Source organism: Brevundimonas sp. UBA7664 (assembly GCF_002483305.1).
Lineage (GTDB): Bacteria > Pseudomonadota > Alphaproteobacteria > Caulobacterales > Caulobacteraceae > Brevundimonas.
Map to the genome: position 1 here is coordinate 70,955 of NZ_DLHQ01000059.1, position 20,207 is coordinate 91,161.

General features: G+C 67.2%; 23 protein-coding genes and 1 tRNA gene. 4 read left to right on the forward strand and 20 right to left on the reverse strand.

The window, feature by feature from the left end; all coding sequences use genetic code 11:
- From ubiU to B2742_RS14155, 3 genes are read right to left on the reverse strand one after another with little or no spacing between them, the layout of a single operon-like run.
- Complete coding sequence (gene ubiU, locus B2742_RS14145) at positions 1-999, reverse strand: ubiquinone anaerobic biosynthesis protein UbiU (protein ID WP_292067487.1); 999 nt, start codon at positions 997-999, stop codon at positions 1-3.
- Positions 996-1,466 carry a ubiquinone anaerobic biosynthesis accessory factor UbiT gene (gene ubiT, locus B2742_RS14150; protein WP_292067489.1) on the reverse strand — a complete coding sequence of 157 codons (471 nt, stop codon included), beginning with the start codon at positions 1,464-1,466 and terminating at the stop codon, positions 996-998. Before ubiT ends, ubiU begins: the two co-directional genes overlap by 4 nt.
- 44 nt (positions 1,467-1,510) lie before the next feature.
- Positions 1,511-3,772 (reverse strand): adenosylcobalamin-dependent ribonucleoside-diphosphate reductase, encoded by a 2,262-nt coding sequence (locus tag B2742_RS14155; protein ID WP_292067491.1) that lies wholly within the window; start codon positions 3,770-3,772, stop codon positions 1,511-1,513.
- Positions 3,773-3,972: 200 nt separating this feature from the next.
- Here B2742_RS14155 and ric point away from each other — a divergent pair, with 200 nt between their 5' ends.
- Positions 3,973-4,617: an iron-sulfur cluster repair di-iron protein gene (gene ric / locus B2742_RS14160; protein ID WP_292067493.1), complete on the forward strand. Its 645-nt coding sequence runs from the start codon at positions 3,973-3,975 to the stop codon at positions 4,615-4,617.
- 6 nt (positions 4,618-4,623) lie between these two features.
- Here ric and B2742_RS14165 read toward each other — a convergent pair whose 3' ends face one another.
- From B2742_RS14165 to B2742_RS14205, 9 genes are all read right to left on the reverse strand, one after another.
- Complete coding sequence (locus B2742_RS14165; protein ID WP_292067496.1) at positions 4,624-5,811, reverse strand: molybdopterin molybdotransferase MoeA; 1,188 nt, start codon at positions 5,809-5,811, stop codon at positions 4,624-4,626.
- Complete coding sequence (gene moaC / locus B2742_RS14170) at positions 5,808-6,284, reverse strand: cyclic pyranopterin monophosphate synthase MoaC (protein WP_292067498.1); 477 nt, start codon at positions 6,282-6,284, stop codon at positions 5,808-5,810. The genes B2742_RS14165 and moaC overlap by 4 nt, the downstream gene beginning before the upstream one ends.
- Entirely contained in the window at positions 6,281-6,820 is a 540-nt protein-coding gene (gene moaB, locus B2742_RS14175) for a molybdenum cofactor biosynthesis protein B (RefSeq protein ID WP_292067500.1), read from the reverse strand. The genes moaC and moaB overlap by 4 nt, the downstream gene beginning before the upstream one ends.
- The gene (locus B2742_RS14180) at positions 6,820-7,290 is read right to left on the reverse strand and encodes a molybdenum cofactor biosynthesis protein MoaE (RefSeq protein ID WP_292067503.1); all 471 of its coding nucleotides are present in this window, start codon (positions 7,288-7,290) and stop codon (positions 6,820-6,822) included. Before B2742_RS14180 ends, moaB begins: the two co-directional genes overlap by 1 nt.
- Position 7,291: 1 nt before the next feature.
- The gene (locus tag B2742_RS14185) at positions 7,292-7,540 is read right to left on the reverse strand and encodes a MoaD/ThiS family protein (protein ID WP_292067505.1); all 249 of its coding nucleotides are present in this window, start codon (positions 7,538-7,540) and stop codon (positions 7,292-7,294) included.
- Between the two features lie 13 nt (positions 7,541-7,553).
- Positions 7,554-9,332 (reverse strand): pyridoxal phosphate-dependent decarboxylase family protein, encoded by a 1,779-nt coding sequence (locus B2742_RS14190; RefSeq protein WP_292067507.1) that lies wholly within the window; start codon positions 9,330-9,332, stop codon positions 7,554-7,556.
- A 129-nt stretch (positions 9,333-9,461) separates the two neighbouring features.
- Positions 9,462-9,869 carry a ribonucleotide reductase subunit alpha gene (locus B2742_RS14195; RefSeq protein ID WP_292067509.1) on the reverse strand — a complete coding sequence of 136 codons (408 nt, stop codon included), beginning with the start codon at positions 9,867-9,869 and terminating at the stop codon, positions 9,462-9,464.
- 135 nt (positions 9,870-10,004) lie between these two features.
- Positions 10,005-10,814 (reverse strand): DUF5681 domain-containing protein, encoded by an 810-nt coding sequence (locus B2742_RS14200; protein ID WP_292067511.1) that lies wholly within the window; start codon positions 10,812-10,814, stop codon positions 10,005-10,007.
- Entirely contained in the window at positions 10,811-12,139 is a 1,329-nt protein-coding gene (locus B2742_RS14205) for a site-specific DNA-methyltransferase (protein ID WP_292067512.1), read from the reverse strand. Before B2742_RS14205 ends, B2742_RS14200 begins: the two co-directional genes overlap by 4 nt.
- 182 nt (positions 12,140-12,321) lie before the next feature.
- Here B2742_RS14205 and B2742_RS14210 point away from each other — a divergent pair, with 182 nt between their 5' ends.
- Together B2742_RS14210 and B2742_RS14215 are read left to right on the forward strand one after the other, a co-directional pair.
- Entirely contained in the window at positions 12,322-12,744 is a 423-nt protein-coding gene (locus B2742_RS14210) for a DUF2924 domain-containing protein (protein ID WP_292067514.1), read from the forward strand.
- A complete protein-coding gene (locus B2742_RS14215; protein WP_292067516.1) occupies positions 12,741-14,360 on the forward strand; it encodes a recombinase family protein in 1,620 nt (539 codons plus the stop codon). Before B2742_RS14210 ends, B2742_RS14215 begins: the two co-directional genes overlap by 4 nt.
- 402 nt (positions 14,361-14,762) lie before the next feature.
- On the opposite strand, the gene B2742_RS14220 is transcribed toward B2742_RS14215, so the two are convergent.
- The 4 genes from B2742_RS14220 to B2742_RS14235 form a co-directional block, all read right to left on the reverse strand.
- A tRNA-Ser gene (locus B2742_RS14220) sits at positions 14,763-14,852 on the reverse strand.
- An 85-nt stretch (positions 14,853-14,937) separates the two neighbouring features.
- The gene (locus B2742_RS14225) at positions 14,938-15,879 is read right to left on the reverse strand and encodes an NUDIX hydrolase (RefSeq protein ID WP_292067518.1); all 942 of its coding nucleotides are present in this window, start codon (positions 15,877-15,879) and stop codon (positions 14,938-14,940) included.
- A 3-nt stretch (positions 15,880-15,882) separates the two neighbouring features.
- Positions 15,883-16,521 (reverse strand): HD family hydrolase, encoded by a 639-nt coding sequence (locus B2742_RS14230; RefSeq protein ID WP_292067519.1) that lies wholly within the window; start codon positions 16,519-16,521, stop codon positions 15,883-15,885.
- Positions 16,518-17,363, reverse strand: a complete 846-nt coding sequence (locus B2742_RS14235) for a YgfZ/GcvT domain-containing protein (RefSeq protein WP_023517137.1) — start codon at positions 17,361-17,363, stop codon at positions 16,518-16,520. Before B2742_RS14235 ends, B2742_RS14230 begins: the two co-directional genes overlap by 4 nt.
- A 167-nt stretch (positions 17,364-17,530) precedes the next feature.
- Here B2742_RS14235 and B2742_RS14240 point away from each other — a divergent pair, with 167 nt between their 5' ends.
- Entirely contained in the window at positions 17,531-18,139 is a 609-nt protein-coding gene (locus tag B2742_RS14240; protein WP_292067527.1) for a nucleotidyltransferase domain-containing protein, read from the forward strand.
- A gap of 3 nt (positions 18,140-18,142) precedes the next feature.
- Here B2742_RS14240 and B2742_RS14245 read toward each other — a convergent pair whose 3' ends face one another.
- From B2742_RS14245 to B2742_RS14260, 4 genes are all read right to left on the reverse strand, one after another.
- Positions 18,143-18,925 carry a hypothetical protein gene (locus B2742_RS14245; protein ID WP_023517134.1) on the reverse strand — a complete coding sequence of 261 codons (783 nt, stop codon included), beginning with the start codon at positions 18,923-18,925 and terminating at the stop codon, positions 18,143-18,145.
- A 16-nt stretch (positions 18,926-18,941) separates the two neighbouring features.
- Positions 18,942-19,199 carry a hypothetical protein gene (locus tag B2742_RS14250; protein WP_024271436.1) on the reverse strand — a complete coding sequence of 86 codons (258 nt, stop codon included), beginning with the start codon at positions 19,197-19,199 and terminating at the stop codon, positions 18,942-18,944.
- Positions 19,200-19,303: 104 nt separating this feature from the next.
- Entirely contained in the window at positions 19,304-19,726 is a 423-nt protein-coding gene (locus B2742_RS14255) for a TIGR02301 family protein (protein WP_023513234.1), read from the reverse strand.
- Complete coding sequence (locus B2742_RS14260) at positions 19,723-20,157, reverse strand: NUDIX hydrolase (RefSeq protein ID WP_023513235.1); 435 nt, start codon at positions 20,155-20,157, stop codon at positions 19,723-19,725. The genes B2742_RS14255 and B2742_RS14260 overlap by 4 nt, the downstream gene beginning before the upstream one ends.
- Positions 20,158-20,207 lie beyond the last annotated feature (50 nt).

A 20,207-nucleotide genomic window follows, 5' to 3' on the forward strand; every position in this document is an offset into this window, starting at 1 on the left:
TCATCGCCAGCGTTTCCGATAGGCGCCGGTTGTCTCGCGCGCACCCTCGGCGAGGTCGCCCAGCAGGGACTCATAGGGAGCCGGAGATTCCCCACGTCCAATGGCGTCGATGGCGGCCCGGAAGGCGGCGGTGACACGCGCCACATAGGCGCGGCCCCTCTGTCGTCCCTCGATCTTGACAGCGGTGACCCCCGCCCGTGCCAGCCCGGCCAGCAGGCTCATGGCGTTGAGGCTGACCGGATCCTCGAAGAGATAGGCCGGCTCCCCGGCCGCGCCGCGGAACCGGCCCTTGCACAGGGTCGGGTATCCGCCCACCTGGCCCGCCGGCAGCCGGTCGATGGCGAAGCCTGATAGCCGCGTCGTGCGCTCACCACGATCTTCGGTGAAGGTTACAGCCTCGGGCGGCGAACATACGCCGGACAGGTTCGGAGACCGTCCGGTGGCATAGGACGACAGGGCGCAGCGGCCTTCCGCCATCACGCACAGGCCGCCATAGACGAAGGCCTCGGTCTCGGCGGATATTTCCGGAGTCAGGCTCCGGATTTCCTCGACGCTGAGGACGCGGGGCAGAACCACCCGTTTCACGCCGTATTCGCGAGCGTAGAAGGCGATCGCCTCAGGGGTGCCCGCCGCCGCCTGGACTGACAGGTGAAGCCGGGTGTCCGGATGGTTCGCGCGCATATGCGACAGCACAGCGAGATCGGCGGCGATCACGGCGTCCACGCCCGCGGCTGCGGCGGCGTCGGCGGAGCGTCGCCAGAGATCAGTTGCGTCGGCCCGGGCGAAGGTGTTCAGCGCCAGCAGAACGCGGGCGCCGCGTTCGTGCGCCCAGTCGGTCGCTGCCCGCAGCTCCTCGGGAGAGAAGTTCAGGCCCGGGAAATTACGCGCGTTGGTCTCGTCGCGGAAGCCGCAGTAGACGCTGTCCGCCCCGGCATCGATCGCGGCCTTCAGCATGGCGGGCGAGCCGGCAGGGCACACCAGCTCCAGCGCGCCGGTCATGGCCGAACCTCGGCCTGACGCCAGCGCCCGACGACGGACAACACCGTCTGCAGCATCGGTTCGAGCCCTCGCGGCAGACCCAGGATGTCAGCCATCGTCAACTCCGAGGCTTCAAGCGCATTGTGCAGAGCGAGGATGGCGGCGGTGTCTCCGTCGATATCGATGCGCCGCTGGAAAAAGGCTCCATCAGCGTCTCCGCGCCCGTCGAAGAGAGCCAGAAGGGTCAGCAAGGAGCCGCTGATGTGAGCCGAAGCGGCGCCGTCATCCGAGTCCGGCCGCACCACCCGTATGGAACCGGCCACGCCGTCCGGCCGCATCTCGAAGGCGATGGGCAGGTCGGCGGGGCTGATCCGGATAGTGGCGTGGCGGACAGGTCCGAGCCGCTCGAACGCCTCGGGCTGACGGCGGGCGACCCCGCGAAGCGACGCTGTCAGCAGGGTCTCGACGGGTCTCCGCGCCCGATACATCAGTTCGGTCCAGCGACGGGTGGGCGACGAGACCCTTAGCGGGGCTATCCGCATCGGGAGTAGCCGCAGTCGAGGCAGCTGTCGCAGCCCTCCTTGCGAACCAGGCCCGGCGTGCCGCATCGCGGACAAGACGACGGGGCGTGGACTGCCACAGTCGCGGCCACGGTCGCGGACCCGGGCGCCGGATCGGGCGCAGCCGTGGCAGCGCCGCCGGCCGAGAGGGCCATGTGGCGCTCGATCACCGCGCCGATGGCCGCAGGGAGGGACGGCGTATAGCGCCCCTCCATCCAGGCGCCGCCGCCGGGATCGAACACCGCCTTCAGTTCTTCCGCCACGAAGGAGACGTCGCCGCCGCGCCGGAAGACGGCCGAGACCATCCGGGTCAGGGCGACCGTCCAGGCGTAGTGGGCCATGTTCTTGGAGTTGACGAAGATCTCCATCGGACGACGTTCGCCCCCATCCTCCTCGCCGGAATCGTTGATGGTCACATAGACCGCGTGCGGGTCCAGCGGCCAACGCACCTTGTAGGTCGCGCCCTCGAGCCGCGCCGGCCTGGGCGTCAGGACAGGTTCTGCCGGGACCGGGGCAAGCGTGGGTGTGGGTTCGACGCTCAGCACTGAACCGGTGATGGCGTTGGGCCGATAGGTGGTCAGTCCCTTGCAGCCCAGACGATAGCCCTGGCGATAGACGTCGGAGAAGGCGTCGAAGGCGATGTCCTCCGGGCAATTGATGGTCTTGGAGATCGAACTGTCGATCTGGGCCTGGGCCGCCGCCTGCATCCGCAGATGATGTTCGGGTGTCAGGGTCTGGGCGCTGACGAAGGCCTCCCCTGGCGCGCTCTCCAGAGGAGCATCTGCCCCCTTGAGCCGCTTCCAGAGCGCCAGGGCGTAGTCCTCGACGGCCTCCTCGCGCTTGGTGCCGTCGGGCTGCAACACCTTGCGGGTGTAGGCGAAGGCGAACACCGGCTCGATCCCCGAAGAGACATTCCCGGCCAGCAGAGAGGTCGTGCCAGTCGGGGCGATCGACGTCAGACAACCGTTTCTCAAACCGTGGCGCGCGATCAGTTCGCGGGTCTCGGGATCGAGGCTGGCCATGTTGGGCCGCTCAAGCATGGCCGGATCGTAGAGGGGGAAGGCGCCCTTTTCGGCCGCCAGTTCGGCCGAAGCGCGATAGGCCTCGCGCCGGATCACCCCGAGCCATTGTTCCGTCAGGGCCACGGCGCGGTCCTCGCCATAACGGGCACCGCAGAAGATCAGGGCGTCGGCCAGCCCCGTTACGCCAAGGCCGAGGCGGCGCTTGGCGCGGGCCTCCGCTTCCTGGGCCGGCAGGGGGAAGCGGGAGATGTCGATGACGTTGTCCAGCATCCGCACGGCTGTGCGAGTGAGCGCCGCCAGCTCCACCTCGTCCATGGCCGCGCCGGATTCGAACGGCTCGGAGACGAGGCGAGCGAGATTGATCGACCCCAGCAGACAGGCTCCATAGGGCGGCAGCATCTGTTCGCCGCAGGGATTGGAGGCCGAGATCACCTCGCAATGGGCCAGGTTGTTGGCGGCGTTCACCCGGTCAATGAAGATCACCCCCGGTTCGGCGGCGTCATAGGTGGCCTGCATCAGGCGGTTCCACAGGTCCGCCGCCCGGACCGTGCGCCGGACCTCGCCGTTGAACACCAGGGGCCAGTCCGCGTCGGCGTCCAGGGCGGTCATGAAGGCGTCGGGGACCAGCACCGAGAGGTTGAAATTCCGGAAGCGGACCGCGTTTCGTTTGGCGTCGATGAAGGCCTCGATGTCCGGATGGTCGATCCGGAGGCAACCCATCATCGCCCCGCGCCTCTGACCCGCCGACATGATCGTCCGACACATCGAGTCCCAGACGTCCATGAAGCTGAGCGGGCCCGAGGCCTCCGCGCCGACCCCCCGAACCGGCGCCCCTGAGGGTCGGACCGTGGAGAAGTCCATTCCCACGCCGCCGCCCTGCTGCATGGTGACCGCGGCTTCCCGCAGATGCTGAAAGATGCCGTCGAGATCGTCAGGAACCGTCCCCATGACGAAACAATTGAACAGGGTCACGGCGCGGCCCGTGCCGGCTCCGGCGAGAATTCGCCCGGCGGGCAGGAAGCGATAGCCTTCGAGGGCCTCCCGGAACCGGGCGCGCCAGCGTCCCCGCGACTTCGCGGGTTCAGCTTCGGCGAGGGCGGCGGCGACCCGGTCCCACGTGGCCTCGACGGTCGCGTCTCCCGCCCCATCGTGCGGCCGGAAACGATATTTGCTGCTCCAGATCTCACCGGCCAGCGGACTGTCGAACGCCATGTCTGCACCCCTTCAAAAGCGGAGTTCAGACTCGGTGATTCCCTGCGGCGCGGGGAAGGCTTCCGTGGGTGTCGCGGAGCCGGACCGCCATCAACGCGAGGCTTGATTGACGTCAAGCAACGGCCGGCGCCGACGGTCTAGGAAGACGCTTCGACGCGCCCGTGAAAGCGGAGCGCGCAACGAAGAGGACACCCTCGATCATGGCGCTTGAACATCTGTCTGTCGGCGAGATCGCCGTCATCCTTCCGGGAGCTGCCACGGTCTTTCGCCGCCACAAGATCGATTTCTGCTGCAAGGGCGATACCGTGCTCGCGAAGGAAGCGGAGAGCCGCGGCCTGGACCTGGCGGCCCTCGAGGCGGAACTCCACGCCTTGGAAACCCCGGGGGTCCATGCGCCCGCAGAGACTGCCGATCTGATCGCCCACATCATTGAGCGCTATCACAAGGTGCACCGGCGCGAATTCCCCGAGGTCATCGCATTGGCCCGCCGGGTCGAGTCAGTTCATCAGGACAGGACCGACTGTCCCCGCGGGCTCGCCAACCTGCTCGCCGATATGTTCGAGGACCTCGAAGACCACCAGCACAAGGAAGAGGCGGTCCTGTTTCCAGCCATGATCAGGGGCATGGGTCCGGTTCTGCGTGATCCGATCGCCCGGATGATGCAGGACCATGACGACCTTGGGGCGTTGCTCCGCTTCATGGCGGAGCTGACCGACGACTTCGTCCCGCCGGAAGGGGCTTGCACCACCTGGCGTGCTCTTTATGCCGGCTGCAGCAAGCTGGACATGGACCTGCGCGAGCATGTCCACCTCGAGAACAACATCCTGTTCCAGCGCTTCCTCTGAGCGGGTTCAGAAGTCCAGAACGAGGGCATTGTCGCCAGCGTTGAGGGCGGCAGCGCCGGCCCGACGCCGGATCAGCACATCGGCTGTCGCCAGGGCCATCTGGGTCGCGGAATCCTGGACAGCCAGTCCCGCGACGCCGCCTCCGACCAGACGGCCGCGCTCAAAGGTTTCCCGATCTCCACAGGCCTTCAGCGGCGCGGTCAGGGTCATGTCCCGCCAGCCCAGCAGTGCGGCAGGATCTCGGCCCGTCAGGCCCGCGACCAGCGGCGCCATGAACAGGCGGGCCGTCACCAGCGCCGAGGTCGGGTTGCCGGGCAGACCCAAGATCAGGGTGCCGTCTGCCCGCCCGAACCAGACCGGCTTGCCGGGCTTGATGGCCACCTTGGAGAAGATCAGCTCCAGCCCGAAGGGCGCGAACATCGAACGGGCGTAGTCCTTCTCGCCGACGGATGCGCCGCCCGTCACGACCACCAGATCGGCCTCGCTCAGGGCAAGTCGAGCGGCGGCCTCAAGGGTCTCGGGCGTGTCGGTCAGGCGGCGACGTTCGACCACCTCGCCGCCGGATTGCCGCGCCAGGGCGGCGACCCCGAACGAGACGCTTTCCGGAATACTGCCGGGTGTCTCGAGCGCCTGTCCCGGCTCCGCCAGTTCATCACCGGTGCCGAGGATGACTATGCGCGGCCGGCGCACGACCGACAGGTCGGCGACATCCGCCGCGGCGGCGGCGACCATCGCGCGAAAGCCGAGGAGGGTCCCGGCCGGCAGCAGGGTATCACCGGCCCGGAAATCCGAACCGGCCGCGCGGATGTGAGTCGCCGGTCCGGGCGGGACCTCGAACAGGGCCAGATCGCCGTCGCGGCCGACAATCTCCTGGACCACGACCCTGTCGGCCCCGTGGGGTACGGGTCCTCCGGTGAAGACCCGGGCGCAGGTTCCGGCGGGCAGGCTTGGCACGTCCGCTCGCCCGGCGAAGGCGACGGTGGCGATGGGAAGTCGGGCCGGCAATGTCGCAAGGTCGGCGTCGCGCACGGCATAGCCGTCCATGGCCGATACCGCAGCGCGCGGGGCGTCGCCGCGGGCCCGCAGATCGGCGGCCAGGACGCGGTCGGCGGCGGCGTCCAGCGCCACCGTCTCGCAAGGGAGGGGGCGGGCCTCGTTCAGGATCAGGGCGAGGGCGGTATCGAAATCGATCACGACACGGTCCAGTCGCCCGAGCGGCCGCCGGATTTGGACAGCAGCCGGACCTGGCTGATCACCATCCCGCGGTCGGCCGCCTTGAGCATGTCGTACAGGGTGAGACAGGCCACCGAGACGGCCGTCAGGGCTTCCATCTCGACGCCGGTGGGACCGGAGACACGCGCCTCGGCGGTGACGACGAAGCCGGGCAGCGCCTCGTCGAGGTCGATCTTCACCGAGACCTTGTCGAGGCCGAGGGGGTGACAAAGCGGAATCAGGTCGGCCGTGCGCTTGGCGCCCATGATCCCCGCCAGTTCGGCGGTGGTGATGACGGCGCCCTTGGGCGCATGGTCGTCCCGGACGAGGGCAAGGGTCGCGGGCGCGCAGATGACCCACCCCTCCGCCACAGCCCGCCGCGATGTCGGCGTCTTGTCGCCGACATCAACCATGTGCACGCGCCCGCCGCTGTCCAGATGGGTCAGGGCGCTCACGGGCAGATACCCCTGAAGCGCGGGATCTGGCCAACCAGGGAACAAGGCCGGAAGCGGCTGTCCAGTTCTTCGGCCAGCACCAGGTCCCAGGCGTCCCGGCACGCTCCGGTCGAACCCGGCACGCAGAAGACGAACGTGTCCTCGGCCTGTCCCGCGAGGGCCCGAGACTGCAGGGTCGCCACGCCGACGGTGCCCAGGCTTGCCAGGTGGAAGACCACGGAAAAGCCCTCCAGTTCGCGCCGAAACAGCGGCTTTACCGCTTCTGGGGTCACGTCGCGGGGCGAAAAGCCCGTGCCGCCTGTCGTCAGAACCACATCTACGTCCGGGTCCTCGATCCAGATTCTCAGCTGGCTCCGGATGGCATCCACCTCGTCGTGGACGATGGCCTTCCCCTTCAGCACATGGCCCGCCGTGGTCAGACGTTCGACCAGCGTGCCGCCCGAGGTGTCAGTCGTTTCATCGCGGGTGTCCGAGATGGTCAGCACCGCGATGTTGAGCGGGTGAAACGGCAGTGTCTCGTCAATTCTTCCGGCCATCAGGGGGTCTCGTCCTTCCAACGCGCCAGGGCGGCGCGGTCCTCGTCTACGGGTTCGATCCAGCGTGTGCCGGAGGGGCCGGTCTCGCGCTTCCAGAATGCGGCCTCGGTCTTGAGCCTGTCCATCAGATAGTCCGCCGCTGCGAAGGCTTCGCGCCGGTGGGCCGCGGCGGCGGCGACGAAGACGATGGTCTCGCCGGGGACGATCTCGCCGCATCGATGGACCACGACCAGATCCGTAACCGGGAAGCGCACCGCGGCGGCTTCGGCGATATCCTGCATCGAACGCTCGGTCATGCCGGGATACCAATCCAGGGTGAGAGTCTCGACGACCGAACCGTCTTTGCCCGCGCCTCGAGCCAGGCCGGTGAACGTCACCACAGCGCCCTCGACCGTGCGGCCGGCGAGAAACGCCTCAAGCTCCGCAGGGGCGGACAGGGTCGTGCTGGTGAGCCTGACGTCGAGGGCCATCTCAGCCCCCCGAAAACAGTGAAAAGAAGGCGATCTCCTGACCCGGCCGGGCCAAGGCGTCCTCTCCGACGACGACCAGATCAACCGACGCGCGGACGTCGGGCCGCAGCAGGGCGTCCGCTGCGACCTCGTCGCGCTCGGCCAGCAGGCGACGGATCTCTCGAACCGGAAGTCCCTCGGCGGGCAAGTCCAGGCGCCCCTTCGGGCCCAGACGCTCGCCGACCCGGCCAAAGAACAGGATAGGGCTCATGGTCGTCTCCATCTCAGGCCGCCTTCGCTTCGTCGGGGTCGGCCAGTGCCTGGCGCAACTCCTCAATGAAGCGCGGCAGCAGGTCGTGCCGCACCGAGGGGTCAGACCAATAGGGATTCATGAACACGCAACGGATGACCAGCATCCCGGCATCACCCTCGGATCGGTCATCGTAGCCGCCATGGCCGCCGAGCAGATCGGCGATCAGCGCGGCGTTGTCGGCCCCCAGGGTCGTCTTGGACACAGCGAAATGGGGCGATCTCTGGAAATGATCAAAGACGGCCTGATTGCGGGCGTTGGAAAGGCTCAGCGCCTCGCCTGGGCGAGCCAGCGAGAAGCAGGCGATATTGCTGTCGGCGGGCAGGAAACGCGCTTCCGGGACAGCTTCCCTTATGGCAGCTTCGAAAGCCTGACGGGTCTCAACCGTAGTGGCCATCAGAGCCCCGAGGCCGGCCGCGCCGAAGCCGAGGGTTTCCGCCGTCAGCCAGGTCGCCGCGGCGCCGGCCGCCGACCGCGACCCTTCCAGCGTCGATGACCATTTTCCATCGCCCAGTTCCGGCCGGTCCAGATAGGGGGCGTCAAAGGCGGAGACGGCGTAATGTTCGGCGTCCGGCGTCAGGAAAGCTCCGCAGGCATAGGGCACATAGCCCAGCTTGTGCGGGTCGATGGTGATCGAATCCGAACGTCCCATGGCCCGCAGTGCGGCGGCCGTCTCCGGCGCCAGGACCGCTTCCTCCGGGCCGTTCAGCATGGCCCGGAGGAAGCCGCCATAGGCCGCGTCGACGTGGCGCCAGATGCGCCAACCTCGCTCCGCCCGCCACAGGTCCAACCGGTCATAGAGGCGATCGAGCGGATCAATGGCCCCGGTCTCGGTGGCCCCGGCCACGGCGACGGCCATCAGGATCGGTCTTCCATCAGCCTGGGCGCGTTCCACCTGGCGTTCGAAATCGGCGAGGTCCAGGTGACCGCCCTGGTCCAGGGCCACGCTCCAGATCGCCTCGCCGCCCAGACCGAAGACGTTGGCCGATTTGCTCCAGGAATAGTGCCGGTTTCCCGGAACCAGCATCACCGGCCCCCGGTAATCCCGTCCCGACGCCCGGCTGATCCGTCGCCAGACGTCGCCCGGATTGGACGCCGCCGCGCTGCAGGATTTCAGGACATTGTCCGATACGGCGTGAGCGGTTTGCAGGCTGCGGAACTGTTTCCAGCCCATATGGGCCGCAGCGAACGGATCCAGGGTCTCGCCGGTGACTTCCGAAACATGCAGCGCCAGCGCCAGCCAGTGGTCCAGTCGATAGCGTGCGCGCCAGACCGCCTCGAAATTAGCCACCGTCCCGCCGGAGGTGAAATGCCCTTGGGCCTGAGCGGGATCATAGCCCAGCATGCTGGCAAGGGCGGCGATGGCCTCCGTCTCAATCACGCTGCCGACCCGGCTGGCGTCGCGCGAACTGTTGTTGGGATTGTGCAGCATGGCCGCGAACCAGCCCAGCAGACCGGGCAGGGACAGGTCGGCCTTCATGTGAGCGATGTAGCGCGGCGAGAACGTCGGGGTCTCCGCCGTCAGGGCGTCGCAGAGCGTCAGCAACCGCTGCCCGAGCAGATCTCCCTCGCGTGCGGGGGAACCTGCGACGGGGGGCGCGACGTCGGAGGCGCTGTCTTCGAAGCGTCCGGAGCGCCAGCGAAACCAATGGTCGAGTGTGGCGTCGATCTCGCCGCGCAGCCGGCGTTCATTTTCGGATCGCGCGCCGGGGAAATAGATGCGGACGAGCTCGCGTGACGGGTCTGCGGTCATCGGAACGTCGGTTGCCTCTCTGCCCGGACCGGGCCGGTCCGATGGACTTACAGCCTGCGTCGCCAAAACGAATTGGCATCCATCAAGCGCCCGGACGAACCCCGTCAAAGGCCGGGTCGCGACGTCGGGTCACCCGATCTCCAGGAAGTCGCCCTCGGGTCCATAAGCCGCGAAGCCGCTGATCCGACCATCCCGCACAGCCTCGACCATGGTCTCCAGTGCGAGGTCGATGCGGGCCTTGTCAGGCGGACGCCCGGCCTGTCCCGACAGGCTCGCGGCGAACACGATGCTCCACGGCGGCCCGGCCCGTTCGGCCTCCGAGACGAGGGCCTTGAAGTCAGGGAGGTCCCGCGGAGCCTTGTCGACGCACATCAGCGGCCCGAGCGCGCCGCCTCGTCCCGCCCGGAAGCGCGCGTCCTGCTCCGGCGTGGCCCCGTCGGGCAGTTCGGCGCCGGCGAAGACGAACAGAAGACGCTGCGGCTCGGGCTCGGCGGCGGCGGCGGCCAGAAGCTGGCCGAAATGCGAGGTGTTTCTCATCTGGTGCAGGGTAGGGTAAACGAGCGCTTCCTGTCTTGCGCCCACGCAAATTCGTGGACTGGCTGATGCTGAAGCGGCCGTTCTTGGCGCGGATGCCAATGTCTCCTCTTAGCGCACTGCTGACCTTGTGAGTTCCTAGGGCCGCGCCCCATCCTTCTTCTGCACCAGCTTGATCTTGTTCCAGGCTTCTTGGCCCTCGCGCCACCGCTTCATATCGAACCCGGGCTGCCGTCTGGTCTTTTCGTCCGGCAGGACAGCGCCGATCATGTCGGCCATCCGCTGCTCGGTCTCCATCTCCGCCTGGTAAAACTCGCTGTGCCTGGACTTGCGTTTCAGTTGCTGTTTCAACTCAGCGACCTCTTCCAAGGCAACCACGCGCCGGTTGAGCATCTTGTCCCATAGCTTCTTCTCATCCTCGGTTTCCGGGCCGTTGATCGTAACCTTCAGCGTCTTGGTATCGACACTGATCTCATGCGGATGGGGGACCGGCTCGGGGCGCGGCTCGCCTCGGGCATCGCAGCGTTTGAACTCGCTTTCCCAGACATCCTTGTAGTTGATTGCTGCCTTGAACAGGAAAGTCCGGTCTTCCATCGACTTGTCTTGCACGGCCTTGACCATGCTGGTGATGGCGATCTGGGCGCGGTGATTGCCCTTCAGCGCTGAGACGCCGAGGCTGCGTACGACCGCCTGGATAAGGGGCAGCTCAATGATCTCGTCATTCTCCCGGATCTGGATCGGCCGGATGGCCTCGGCCAACACCAGATCCGCCATGTGATGGGTCATCACAGGGTCGACGATCGTTGGGCGGTCGAGGGCCGGTTGCTTACGCGGCCGGCCGCGGGGATTGCCGGAGCGGCCCTTCTGGAACTGGTGTTCGACCGGGGGGCGGGCGTAACCGACCACCACGGCCGTACCGGGCGTGTGAGGGGGGAGCTTGTCGTTCAAGCTGCCAGCCCTCCAAGACGCTGGATCGCGACGTCATCGAACGGGGTCCCGCCCTCATGAAGCACGGCCGGCTTGCCGGTCAGCCGCTCGAACCGCCTGATGATCACATCGCAATAGTGCGGATCGAACTCGATCAGCCGAGCGGCGCGGCCGCAGATTTCCGCGGCGATCAGGGTGGTGCCCGAGCCGCCGAAGCCGTCCAGCACGATGTCCCCACGCCTTGAACAGTCGCGGATGGCGTCCGCCACCATCGCGACCGGTTTTACGGTCGGGTGCATGGCCAGATCCTCTGCTCGGGTCGAACCCATGGAACTGATGCCGGCATAGTCCCAGACGTTGGTGCGATATCGGCCTGTGTCGCCGAGGCCAAAGGTGTTGGTGTGGGGCGCTGTCCCGACCTTGTAGGCGAACACCAGCTCGTGCTTGGACCGGTAGAAGGTCCCCATGCCGCCGTTGGTCTTGTTCCAGACGCACAGGTTCTTCAGCTCGGAGAACACCTGCGCCCCGGCGTTCAGCAGCTCTGTCATGTGCCGCCAGTCCATGCAGACGAAGGCGATGGCACCGTCGCGGCAGTTGGCGGCCATGGGCTTGAGCGCGGCGGCCAGGAAGCCGGTGAAGGCGTCCTGGCTCATCTCACCAACGCCCATGGCGAACTCGCGATGCCGGATCCGGCCGGAGCCGCAGACGTGCCCGTCGATCGGCACATTGTAGGGCGGGTCGGTGAACACCAGGTCCACCCGCTCGTCTCCCAGGAGCCGCGCATAGTCGGCTGCCTCGCGGGCATCCCCGCAGACCAGCCGGTGGCGCCCCAACACCCACACGTCGCCCATACGCGTGACCGCCCCGGCGGCGATCGCCGGGATCTCATCCTCGACGCCGGGCGGCGCCTCAGGGTCCCGCTCACGCGCCGCGTCCAGCGTGAAGTCGACCTCAGCCAGCGAGAAACCGGTGAGGGTCACGTCGAAGTCCAGATCGATCAGCGCCTCCAGCTCGATGGCCAGGATGTCCTGATCCCAGCCGGCGTTCAGGGCCAGCTTGTTGTCGGCGAGCACATAGGCCCGGCGTTCCTCGGCAGAGAGGTGCGAGAGCCGCAGGGTGGGGACAGTCTTCAGTCCCAGCAGCTTGGCCGCCTCCACCCTGCCGTGGCCGGCGATGATCTCGCTGTCGTCACTGACCAGCACCGGATTGGTGAACCCGAAGCGCTCGATGCTGTCGGCGATCTGGCGGATCTGTTTGCGGGAATGGGTCCGGGCGTTGCGGCTGTAGGGCTGCAGTTCGGACGGAGAGCGGGCCTCGACGACTCGATGAGCGACGGCTGTGTTCATGGGGTGAACATAGCGCGAACATTGATTCGCATGGCCCCACTTCAGGCCGCTGTCCACAGCGCTGGAAAAATATCCCCCTCCGACTGGACTGCGGCCCGGAACGGAGCGTCAGTGTCTGCGCGCCCGGCCACTCCGGGCTCGTTCCGGTGGGGGCAGATGAGCCCCGCGGAGCCGGGCCCCTGATGACCATTATCCACGCCACCGACATTGATTGCGCGACCATCGGCGACCTCGGCCTAGAGCCACTTCGAACGATCTGGCGCGAGCGCTTCGGGGCCGCGCCGTCGATCCGCTCGCCAGAGATCCTCGCCCTGATGCTGGCCTGGCGCATTCAGGCGGCGCGCGAAGGCGGTCTCCAAGGCGATCTTCGACGGACCATCCGCCGCCCGGCCTCGGCGCCTGTCGCCACAGCGCTGACCCCGGGCACGCGGTTGACCCGGGAATGGCAGGGCGTGCGTCACGAGGTGGTGGTCGAGCCCGACGGGCGTTTGCGCCATCGTGATGAGTTGCACCTCAGCCTGTCGCAGGTCGCTCGCAAGATCACCGGTTCGCGCTGGAACGGACCGCGCTTCTTCGGCCTGCGCGCCGGGGAGGAGGGCGCATGACCGCTCGGCCCGTCGTCCGCTGCGCCCTCTATACGAGGAAGAGCAGCGAGGAGGGGCTGGATCAGGCCTTCAACAGCCTGCATGCCCAGCGTGAGGCCTGCGAGGCCTATGTCCGCAGCCAGGCCAGCGAGGGCTGGAAGGTCCTGCCTGACGTGTATGATGACGGCGGCTTCTCGGGCGGCAACATCGAACGGCCGGCCCTCAAGCGCCTGCTGGAGGATATCGACGCCGGCAAGGTCGACACCATTGTCGTTTACAAGATCGACCGGCTAACCCGGTCGCTGCCCGACTTCGCCCGCATCGTCGATCGGCTGGACAAGGCGCAGGCGTCGTTTGTCTCGGTGACCCAGTCGTTCAACACCACCACCTCCATGGGGCGGCTGACGCTGAACGTGCTGCTGTCATTCGCCCAGTTCGAGCGCGAGGTCACTGGCGAACGCATCCGCGACAAGATCGCAGCCTCCAAGGCCAAAGGGATGTGGATGGGCGGCATGCCGCCCCTGGGTTACGACCCTCCAACGGACAGGGCGACCCGGTCCCTCGTGCGCAACGAGCCCGAGGCGGAACAGGTCCGGACCATCTTCAACCTGTATCTGGAGCTGGGGTCGGTCTCGGCGCTGGAAGCCCGGCTGGCGCAGGAGGGCATGCGCTCCAAGGTCTGGGTCAGCGCGAAAGGCAGCACTTCCGGCGGCGTACCGCTCAGCCGCGGCGCCCTGTTCCACATGCTGCGCAACCGCGTTTACCTCGGCGAGATCGTCCATGGAGCGACCAGCGTCGCCGGCTGCCATCCGCCGATCGTCGAGCCCGACGTGTTCGCCAGAGTGCAGACGCAGCTCGCCGCCAACACCCGCGCCCGCAAGGAACGACCTCTTCGATCGGCGCAGCTTCCGCTCAAAGGACTGGTGTTCGACGCCGACGGCCATCCTATGAGCCCCTCGTTCGGCTACGGCCGGGGTGGGCGAGTCTACCGCTACTACGTCTCGGCGCCGCTGCAGCAGGGCCGCAAGGTCGAGGAGCGGGAAGGGGTGCTGCGGCGGGTCTCCGCCGAAGCCCTTGAGGAGGCGGTGCGCACGCAACTGGCGACAGTGTCGCCGGGAGGAGATGAGCGATCCTTTGCGGCGCTGCTGAAACCGGTGCGGCGGGTAGAGGTGCTCCCCGAGGCGCTCCGGATTGCCTTCCACGCAAAGGCCTTGCCCCGGGATGTGCGCGACAGGCTTTACCCTTGCGATACCCACGCGGACCAGGTGGTGTTGGTCGCTCCTGTGCGCTGTCAGGCGCGCGGCGGCCGGACATGGGTGCTGACTCCGGTATGCGGATCGGCCGTCCGCAAGGCGCGGCGCGACCCGGTGTTGATCCGCGGCCTTCGCCAGGCGCACAAGATCGCCGCCGGCCTTGGCTGGCGCGCAAGCGACGGCGCGTTCGTTGGATCGGGCAAGGCGCCAACGAGCAGCTACGAGCGCCGGCTCTGGCCGTTAGTGTTCCTGGCGCCTGATATCCAGCAGTCCATCCTCGAAGGTCGCCAGCCGCCCGCGCTCACGCTCGACCAGTTACTGAAGATGCGGCTTCCGACCGGCTGGCCTGATCAGCGGCACGCGTTGGGCTTCGACGGAAAATGATCCCTGTTTCGCTCAGGAACACTCCCTGTTCCGGGAAATATCGATCCCTGTTCTGCGCCAAAATGATCCCTGTTTCGGTGGAATATCGTTCCCTGTTAATTTCGGACCGGATGGAAGCTAAAACCGGACGAAATGCCCGCGCTGACTGGCTTTGCGAGGCCCGGCGGGTTCCTGAGCCCGAAATCGGGTTCTCGAAAAACATCTGAATTCCCTGTTCCGGGCCATAACAGGGAAACTCCACCAGATGCGGTTCGCACAGAGACTGGGGGCCGAACAGCGGCCGAGTGGCTGCTCCGAAGCGGCCTTAATGGGGGGCAGTACGGGAGTTTGGCGGCGAATAGTCCCGACGATCCGGGCCCTTCCGGGGCCGGGGTCAGATCAGAGAACTGTTACGGGGGTGAGTGGCGGAGAGGGTGGGATTCGAACCCACGGTGCCCGCAAAGGCACGCCGCATTTCGAGTGCGGTACATTCGACCACTCTGCCACCTCTCCGCGGGGCCGATAGACGCTTGGTCGAGCGAGCGGCTTCTCTAATGGGCGAGGGGCTGCGCCGCAAGCCGGGTTCGGGAGAAATCGCTCAGCGTTGCGCCGGAAGGGGCAGACCGAGGGCTTCGCCGGTGGCCAGGTCGCCGTCGATGACGCGGAACAGTTCGGCGGGGCGGCCGCCGGTGGCGGCGGACAGGAGGCCGGTCGGCTGGACCAGGCCGGTGCGTTCGACGCCGCGGCGGAAATTCTGCTTGTGCAGCGACAGGCCGGTGATCGCCTCGGCGGCGGCCTGCAGTTCGGACAGGGTGAAGGTCGGCGGCATCAGGTCGAAGAGGACCGGGCGGTATTTCAGCTTGCTGCGCAGGCGGCCAAGGCCGGTGGCGAGGATGCGGCGGTGGTCGGAGACCATGGGGCGGCCAGAGGCGGTCGGCAGGGGCGGCAGGTCCTGATCGCGGGCGGCCTCGGCGACCAGTCCGGCCTCGTAGAGCAGCTCATAGCGGTCCAGCACCCGGCCCTCGTTCCAGCGGTGGGCCGGGGTGGTGGCGAACAGGGTCTCGATCCGGGCCTGACGACGCGGGTCGTCGACGGCCCACGTGGCCAGGTCGTCGATCAGGGGGGCGAGGCAGGCGGGCGGGCCGTCGCGGCGGTCTTCCCAGGGGAAGATGTCCAGCACCGGGGTCCAGCGGGCCTCGGCCAGGGGGGCGTCGGCGGCGTCGGCGGTCAGGGCGAGGTAGCCGACCGAGACCTCGCGGCGTCGCTCGGGACCCGGGGTGGCGCGGGGGCTGTCCCGGCCGAGGTCGCCGAAGGTGTAGAGCTGTTCGACGAAGCCGAGGCGGAAGCCGGTCTGGGCGGTGACGAAGGCGCGCAGGGCCAGTTCGAAAGTGCGGTCGCGGCCCGGGTCGAAGGGGCCGAAGGGCAGGGCGGCGGCGCCGTCCTCGCCCGGCGTGGTCAGGACGCAGGCCTTGCGGTCGCGCAGGGCGATGACGACCGCCGAGAGGCCGATGCGCACGCCCTGTTCAGCCGGCGCGCCCATCGCCTATTCCGTATGCCAGGCGTCGGCGGCGGGCATCAGGCCGACGGCCTCGGCCAGGACGCGGTAGCGTTCGAGGTAGCGTTGCTGGGCGACGGGGGCGGGCAGGGGGTCGATGATCAGGTCGTAGCCGGGAGGTGGCGAGCCGAACAGGCTCAGGCCCTCCTTCTTGCTGAAGCCGGCCAGTTGGGTGGCCTCGAAATAGGCGCAGGCGACGTCGGCCTTCTTGATCAGGGTCTTGATCTCGACCGGGTTCTTCGGCGGGAGGCCGAAGCGGAGGTGGATGGCGCCTTCCAGTCGGGCCTCGAAGGCCTTGTAGTTGACGCCCAGCGCCGCCTTGAAGGGCGAGATCATGTCGCCGATCACATATTCCGGTGCATCGTGCAGCAATGCCATCAGGCACTCGTCGGCATTGCAACGGTTCTGCTGGCGGAAGATCGCCTCGACGACAAGCGAATGTTGCGCCACCGAAAAGGCGTGGTCGCCGTTGGTCTGGCCGTTCCAGCGCGCGACGCGGGCAAGCCCGTGTGCGATGTCGGACAGCTCGATGTCGAGCGGCGACGGATTGAGCAGGTCGAGGCGGCGGCCCGACAGCATGCGCTGCCAGGCGCGGGGTTCCGTCTTGGCGCGGGCGGCTCCGCTCATTGCGCCGGCACCTCGGCGGTTTCCTGCGGGAAGGCAAGGCCCGTCCATTGCGGCAGGGCGACGGTGACAGGCATGCCGTCGGCGGTGATCGGCGTGCCGCCATGCATGGCGTCGGCCGCGCGGTCGATGCGCACGATGGCAAGGCCGCGCGTGCCGGACACGCTGCCGAGCGTGCCGATCGGCTTGCCGCCGGCCAGAAGCTCGGTGCCGGTCGCGGGAAGGTCGGCCTCGGCGCTGACGATGACGGGACGGCGGCGCGCGGTGCCGCGGTGCTGCATGCGGGAGACGACTTCCTGCCCGACATAGCAGCCCTGGCGGAAGGAAAGGCCGCCGGTGAGGTCGAGCAGCACATCGTGCGGAAAGGCATCGCCGAGCGCATAGTCCTGGCCGGCTTCGACAAGGCCGGTGCCGATGCGCAGGGCGTCATAGAGCGCCGGGTCGTCGTCGCCGCCGGTGCCTGGGCGGCGCGAGAGGAGAAGGCCGGCCTTGGCGAAGCGGCCGTCCTGCGGCGCGCCGGCCTCGGGCGCGTCCCAGGCGATCGCCACCGTGTCGCCCTCGACGGTTGCAAGGTCGACCGCGGCGCGCAGCTTGTACATGGTCAGGCGCTTCAGGAGTGCATCGCGCTGTGCGTCCGTCGTCTCGATCAGGAAGGCGCCGTCGCCGTCGCGGCATATTAGAAAGTCGAACAGAATCTTGCCCTGCGGCGTCAGCAGGGCACCGGGACGAATCTCGCCGGTCGCAAGGTCGGGCAGGTTGGTGGTGATGAGCGATTGCAGGAAGGTCTCGGCATCGGCACCGGAAATGCGGAGGAAGGCGCGGCCGGAAAGTGTGACGGAAGGCATGATTCGATCCAGATTGTGCGCCCGCCGGCACCATGCGGCAGCGGGCGGTGCATGATCGCACCCGTTGAAACAGAGGTAGAACGGCCGGGCGCCTTTCGCAAGGTCGTGCCGCCTTGCGCTGTACGTCCGGATGGCGGAGAAGGACGCCGCGCGAAGAAAGGTGATCCATGATGACGGCAACGCCGACACTTCCCCACGATGCATGGGCCGCCTGGCACCCGCAGGAGCTCGCCCACCGGCTAGCCGGCGTCACACGGCCCTGGTGCATCGTCGGCGGCTGGGCGCTCGATCTCTGGCACGGGGAGCAGATGCGGCCGCACGACGACCTCGAATTCACCATTCTGCGCACCGATTTTGCGGATTTCCGCGCAGCCTTGCCGGGCCTGCGTCTCCATACGGTCGGCGACGGCCATGTCGAGCCGCTCGGCGCGGAGGACATGCTGCCTTCAGGCATCGCGCAGGTCTGGTGCGAGGATGTAGCGGCGGGCTGCTGGCGTGTCGACATGATGCTGGAGGACGGCACGCCCGAGACCTGGGTCTACAAGCGCGATCCGTCGATCCGCCTGCCGCGCGCCGATGCCGTGCGCAGGACGGGCGGTGGCATCGCCTATCTCGCGCCGGAGATCGTCCTGCTGTTCAAGGCAAAATACCGGCGCGACAAGGACGAGGCGGATTTCGCCAAGGCGTTGCCGCGGCTCGACGCAAAGCAAAGGTGCTGGTTGCAGGCGTGCCTCGCGCAGGCCTATCCGGATCATGCCTGGAGCGCGGTCTTGTAAGGCTCAGTCGCCGGTGACGAAGAATTTCCACTGGCCGTCCGGCGTGATGCCGACGCGATAGAAATTGTAGCTGCCGAATTCCTTCATGTCGGCGAAGTCGCCGGCGGTGACGATGCGCAGCAGCTCCACCTTTTCCGGCGGTGTCAGCGTGGCGAGCGACTTTTCGGCGAAATAGGGCCAGACATACATTTCGTCCGCGGTGCCCTTGCCGACATGCACGAAGCCGGTCGCCAGCACGTCGAGCAGGATCGCCAGAACCTCGATGCCTTCCTCGTCGCCCGACTGGCCCTTGAGGGTTTCGACGGGCCCTTCGTCGGTCTCGACGATGGAGACCTGCGTTTCCGTCATGCCCTTGCCGAGCAGGGGGCGCAGGCGCTCGATATCGCCGGAGGCGGCAGCCTCAACGATGAGTTCGCGCATGCGGCGCACGGGTTCCGGCGCCTTGGCGATGTCGGAGAAGAACTCGACCGGAACCTCCGGTTCGTCGTCAGCCTTGTCGTCGGTGGCGGGCGCGTCGTCGGAGGGTTCTGTCACCGCCTGGTTACGGCGAATCAGCGGATCGGGCAGCGGCAGTTCGAGAGGGCCGGTTTCTTCCTGCTCCTCCTCGACGGGCGGCGTCTGGCCGTCCTCGGCCGGCTTCTGCGGCACCTGACCCTGTTCGTTCTTCAACTCGCTGAGCGCAAAGGCGGGACGGACGGGTGCCACCAGTGCCGTCGTCGTGAAAAGCACGGACAAGACGATGAGGCTGCTGCGAAACAGCGTTTTGCCGTCAGGCGACGTCTGCATGACTTGTCTTTCCAGCCTATTGCAGGATGCGCTCGGGGGAGAATTCTCCAGCCAGCATGCGCTCGCGCAGCGATTCGAGCATCGCCTCCGCGCCACGTTCGCCGTGAATGCGAATCGTCTCGCGCATGGCGAGCGCGATGGCGGCATCGGCGATGATTTCCGGTTCGATGCCATCAGCCATGCCGTCGGCCCAGGCCTCGTTCTGGTATTCCAGAGCGGCCTGCATCTTCTCGTGCACGATCATCTCGTCGATATCGTTGAGAGTAGGTTCCATTGATCGGTCCATGCGGGGCATTCAGTTCTTACTTGACTGTTAACGACCTTAGCAGCCTTTTCCCAAAACGGCACTGGGTCCTGTAAAAAGAGGTTAATTAACCGCTAATTTCCGAAGCGTGCGGTAATTTCTGTGGCAAGTGTTGCACCTTCGTTACGGTATCTCTCTTCTGCGACAACAGCCGAGTCGGTGCAAGCGGTATAGATGGCGGCAAAGGAACGATATCCACGGTTGAATGCCGCGGTCAGTTTCTCCTGTCTTTTCGGCTCGTTAGCGGCTTCCAGCTCGATGAGGCGCTGCATCGAGGCCCGCCAGCCGTCCTCCGGCTTGTCCATGCAGAGATTGCGCAGGTAGTGCACGGCGCCGAGGATTTCCGAGAGCCGTTCCAGCCGTTCGTCATAGGGTGCGGGCTTTTCCTCGATGGCCGCCGCGGGCGGTGTTTCCTTCGCGTCACCTTTTGCCTTCTGGGCGAAGGCGGGCGCGGAAAGCGTCAGGGTGAGAAGGAGGGCGAGCCGAATCACCGTCATGCGGTCTGCCCCGTGCGTTCCGCCTCGAGGCGCCGGATGCATTCGCGCACGCTGTCCGGCGCCGGCAGCTTTTCGATCTCCCCGGCCGTGTACCAACCGACGGCCGCCGCATCGTCCGAGGCGACGGCGATGGCCGTGGCATCCGCCTTCACCTTGAAGACGGAGAGGCGGAACGACGGGCTGCCGGGGCCGTCTTCCCGGCCGGGCAGGTCGTAGGTCGCGAAAAGCAGTGGTTTTTCGGCGCTGATGCCGGTTTCCTCGAAGAGTTCGCGCAGCGCCGTCTCGGCCGGCGTCTCGCCCGGCTCGCCGCGCCCGCCGGGAAAGGCATACATGTCCGCCGAGGGCGGGTTGCTGCGCAGGACCAGGAGATAGCGCCCGTCGCGTTCGATGATGGCGGAGGAGGCGGGCTGGGGCGTCTTGGATTTCTTCATCGCGGTCCGGTTCGGTTGCGCTCGATTGACCCCTTATAGGCAAAGTGCGA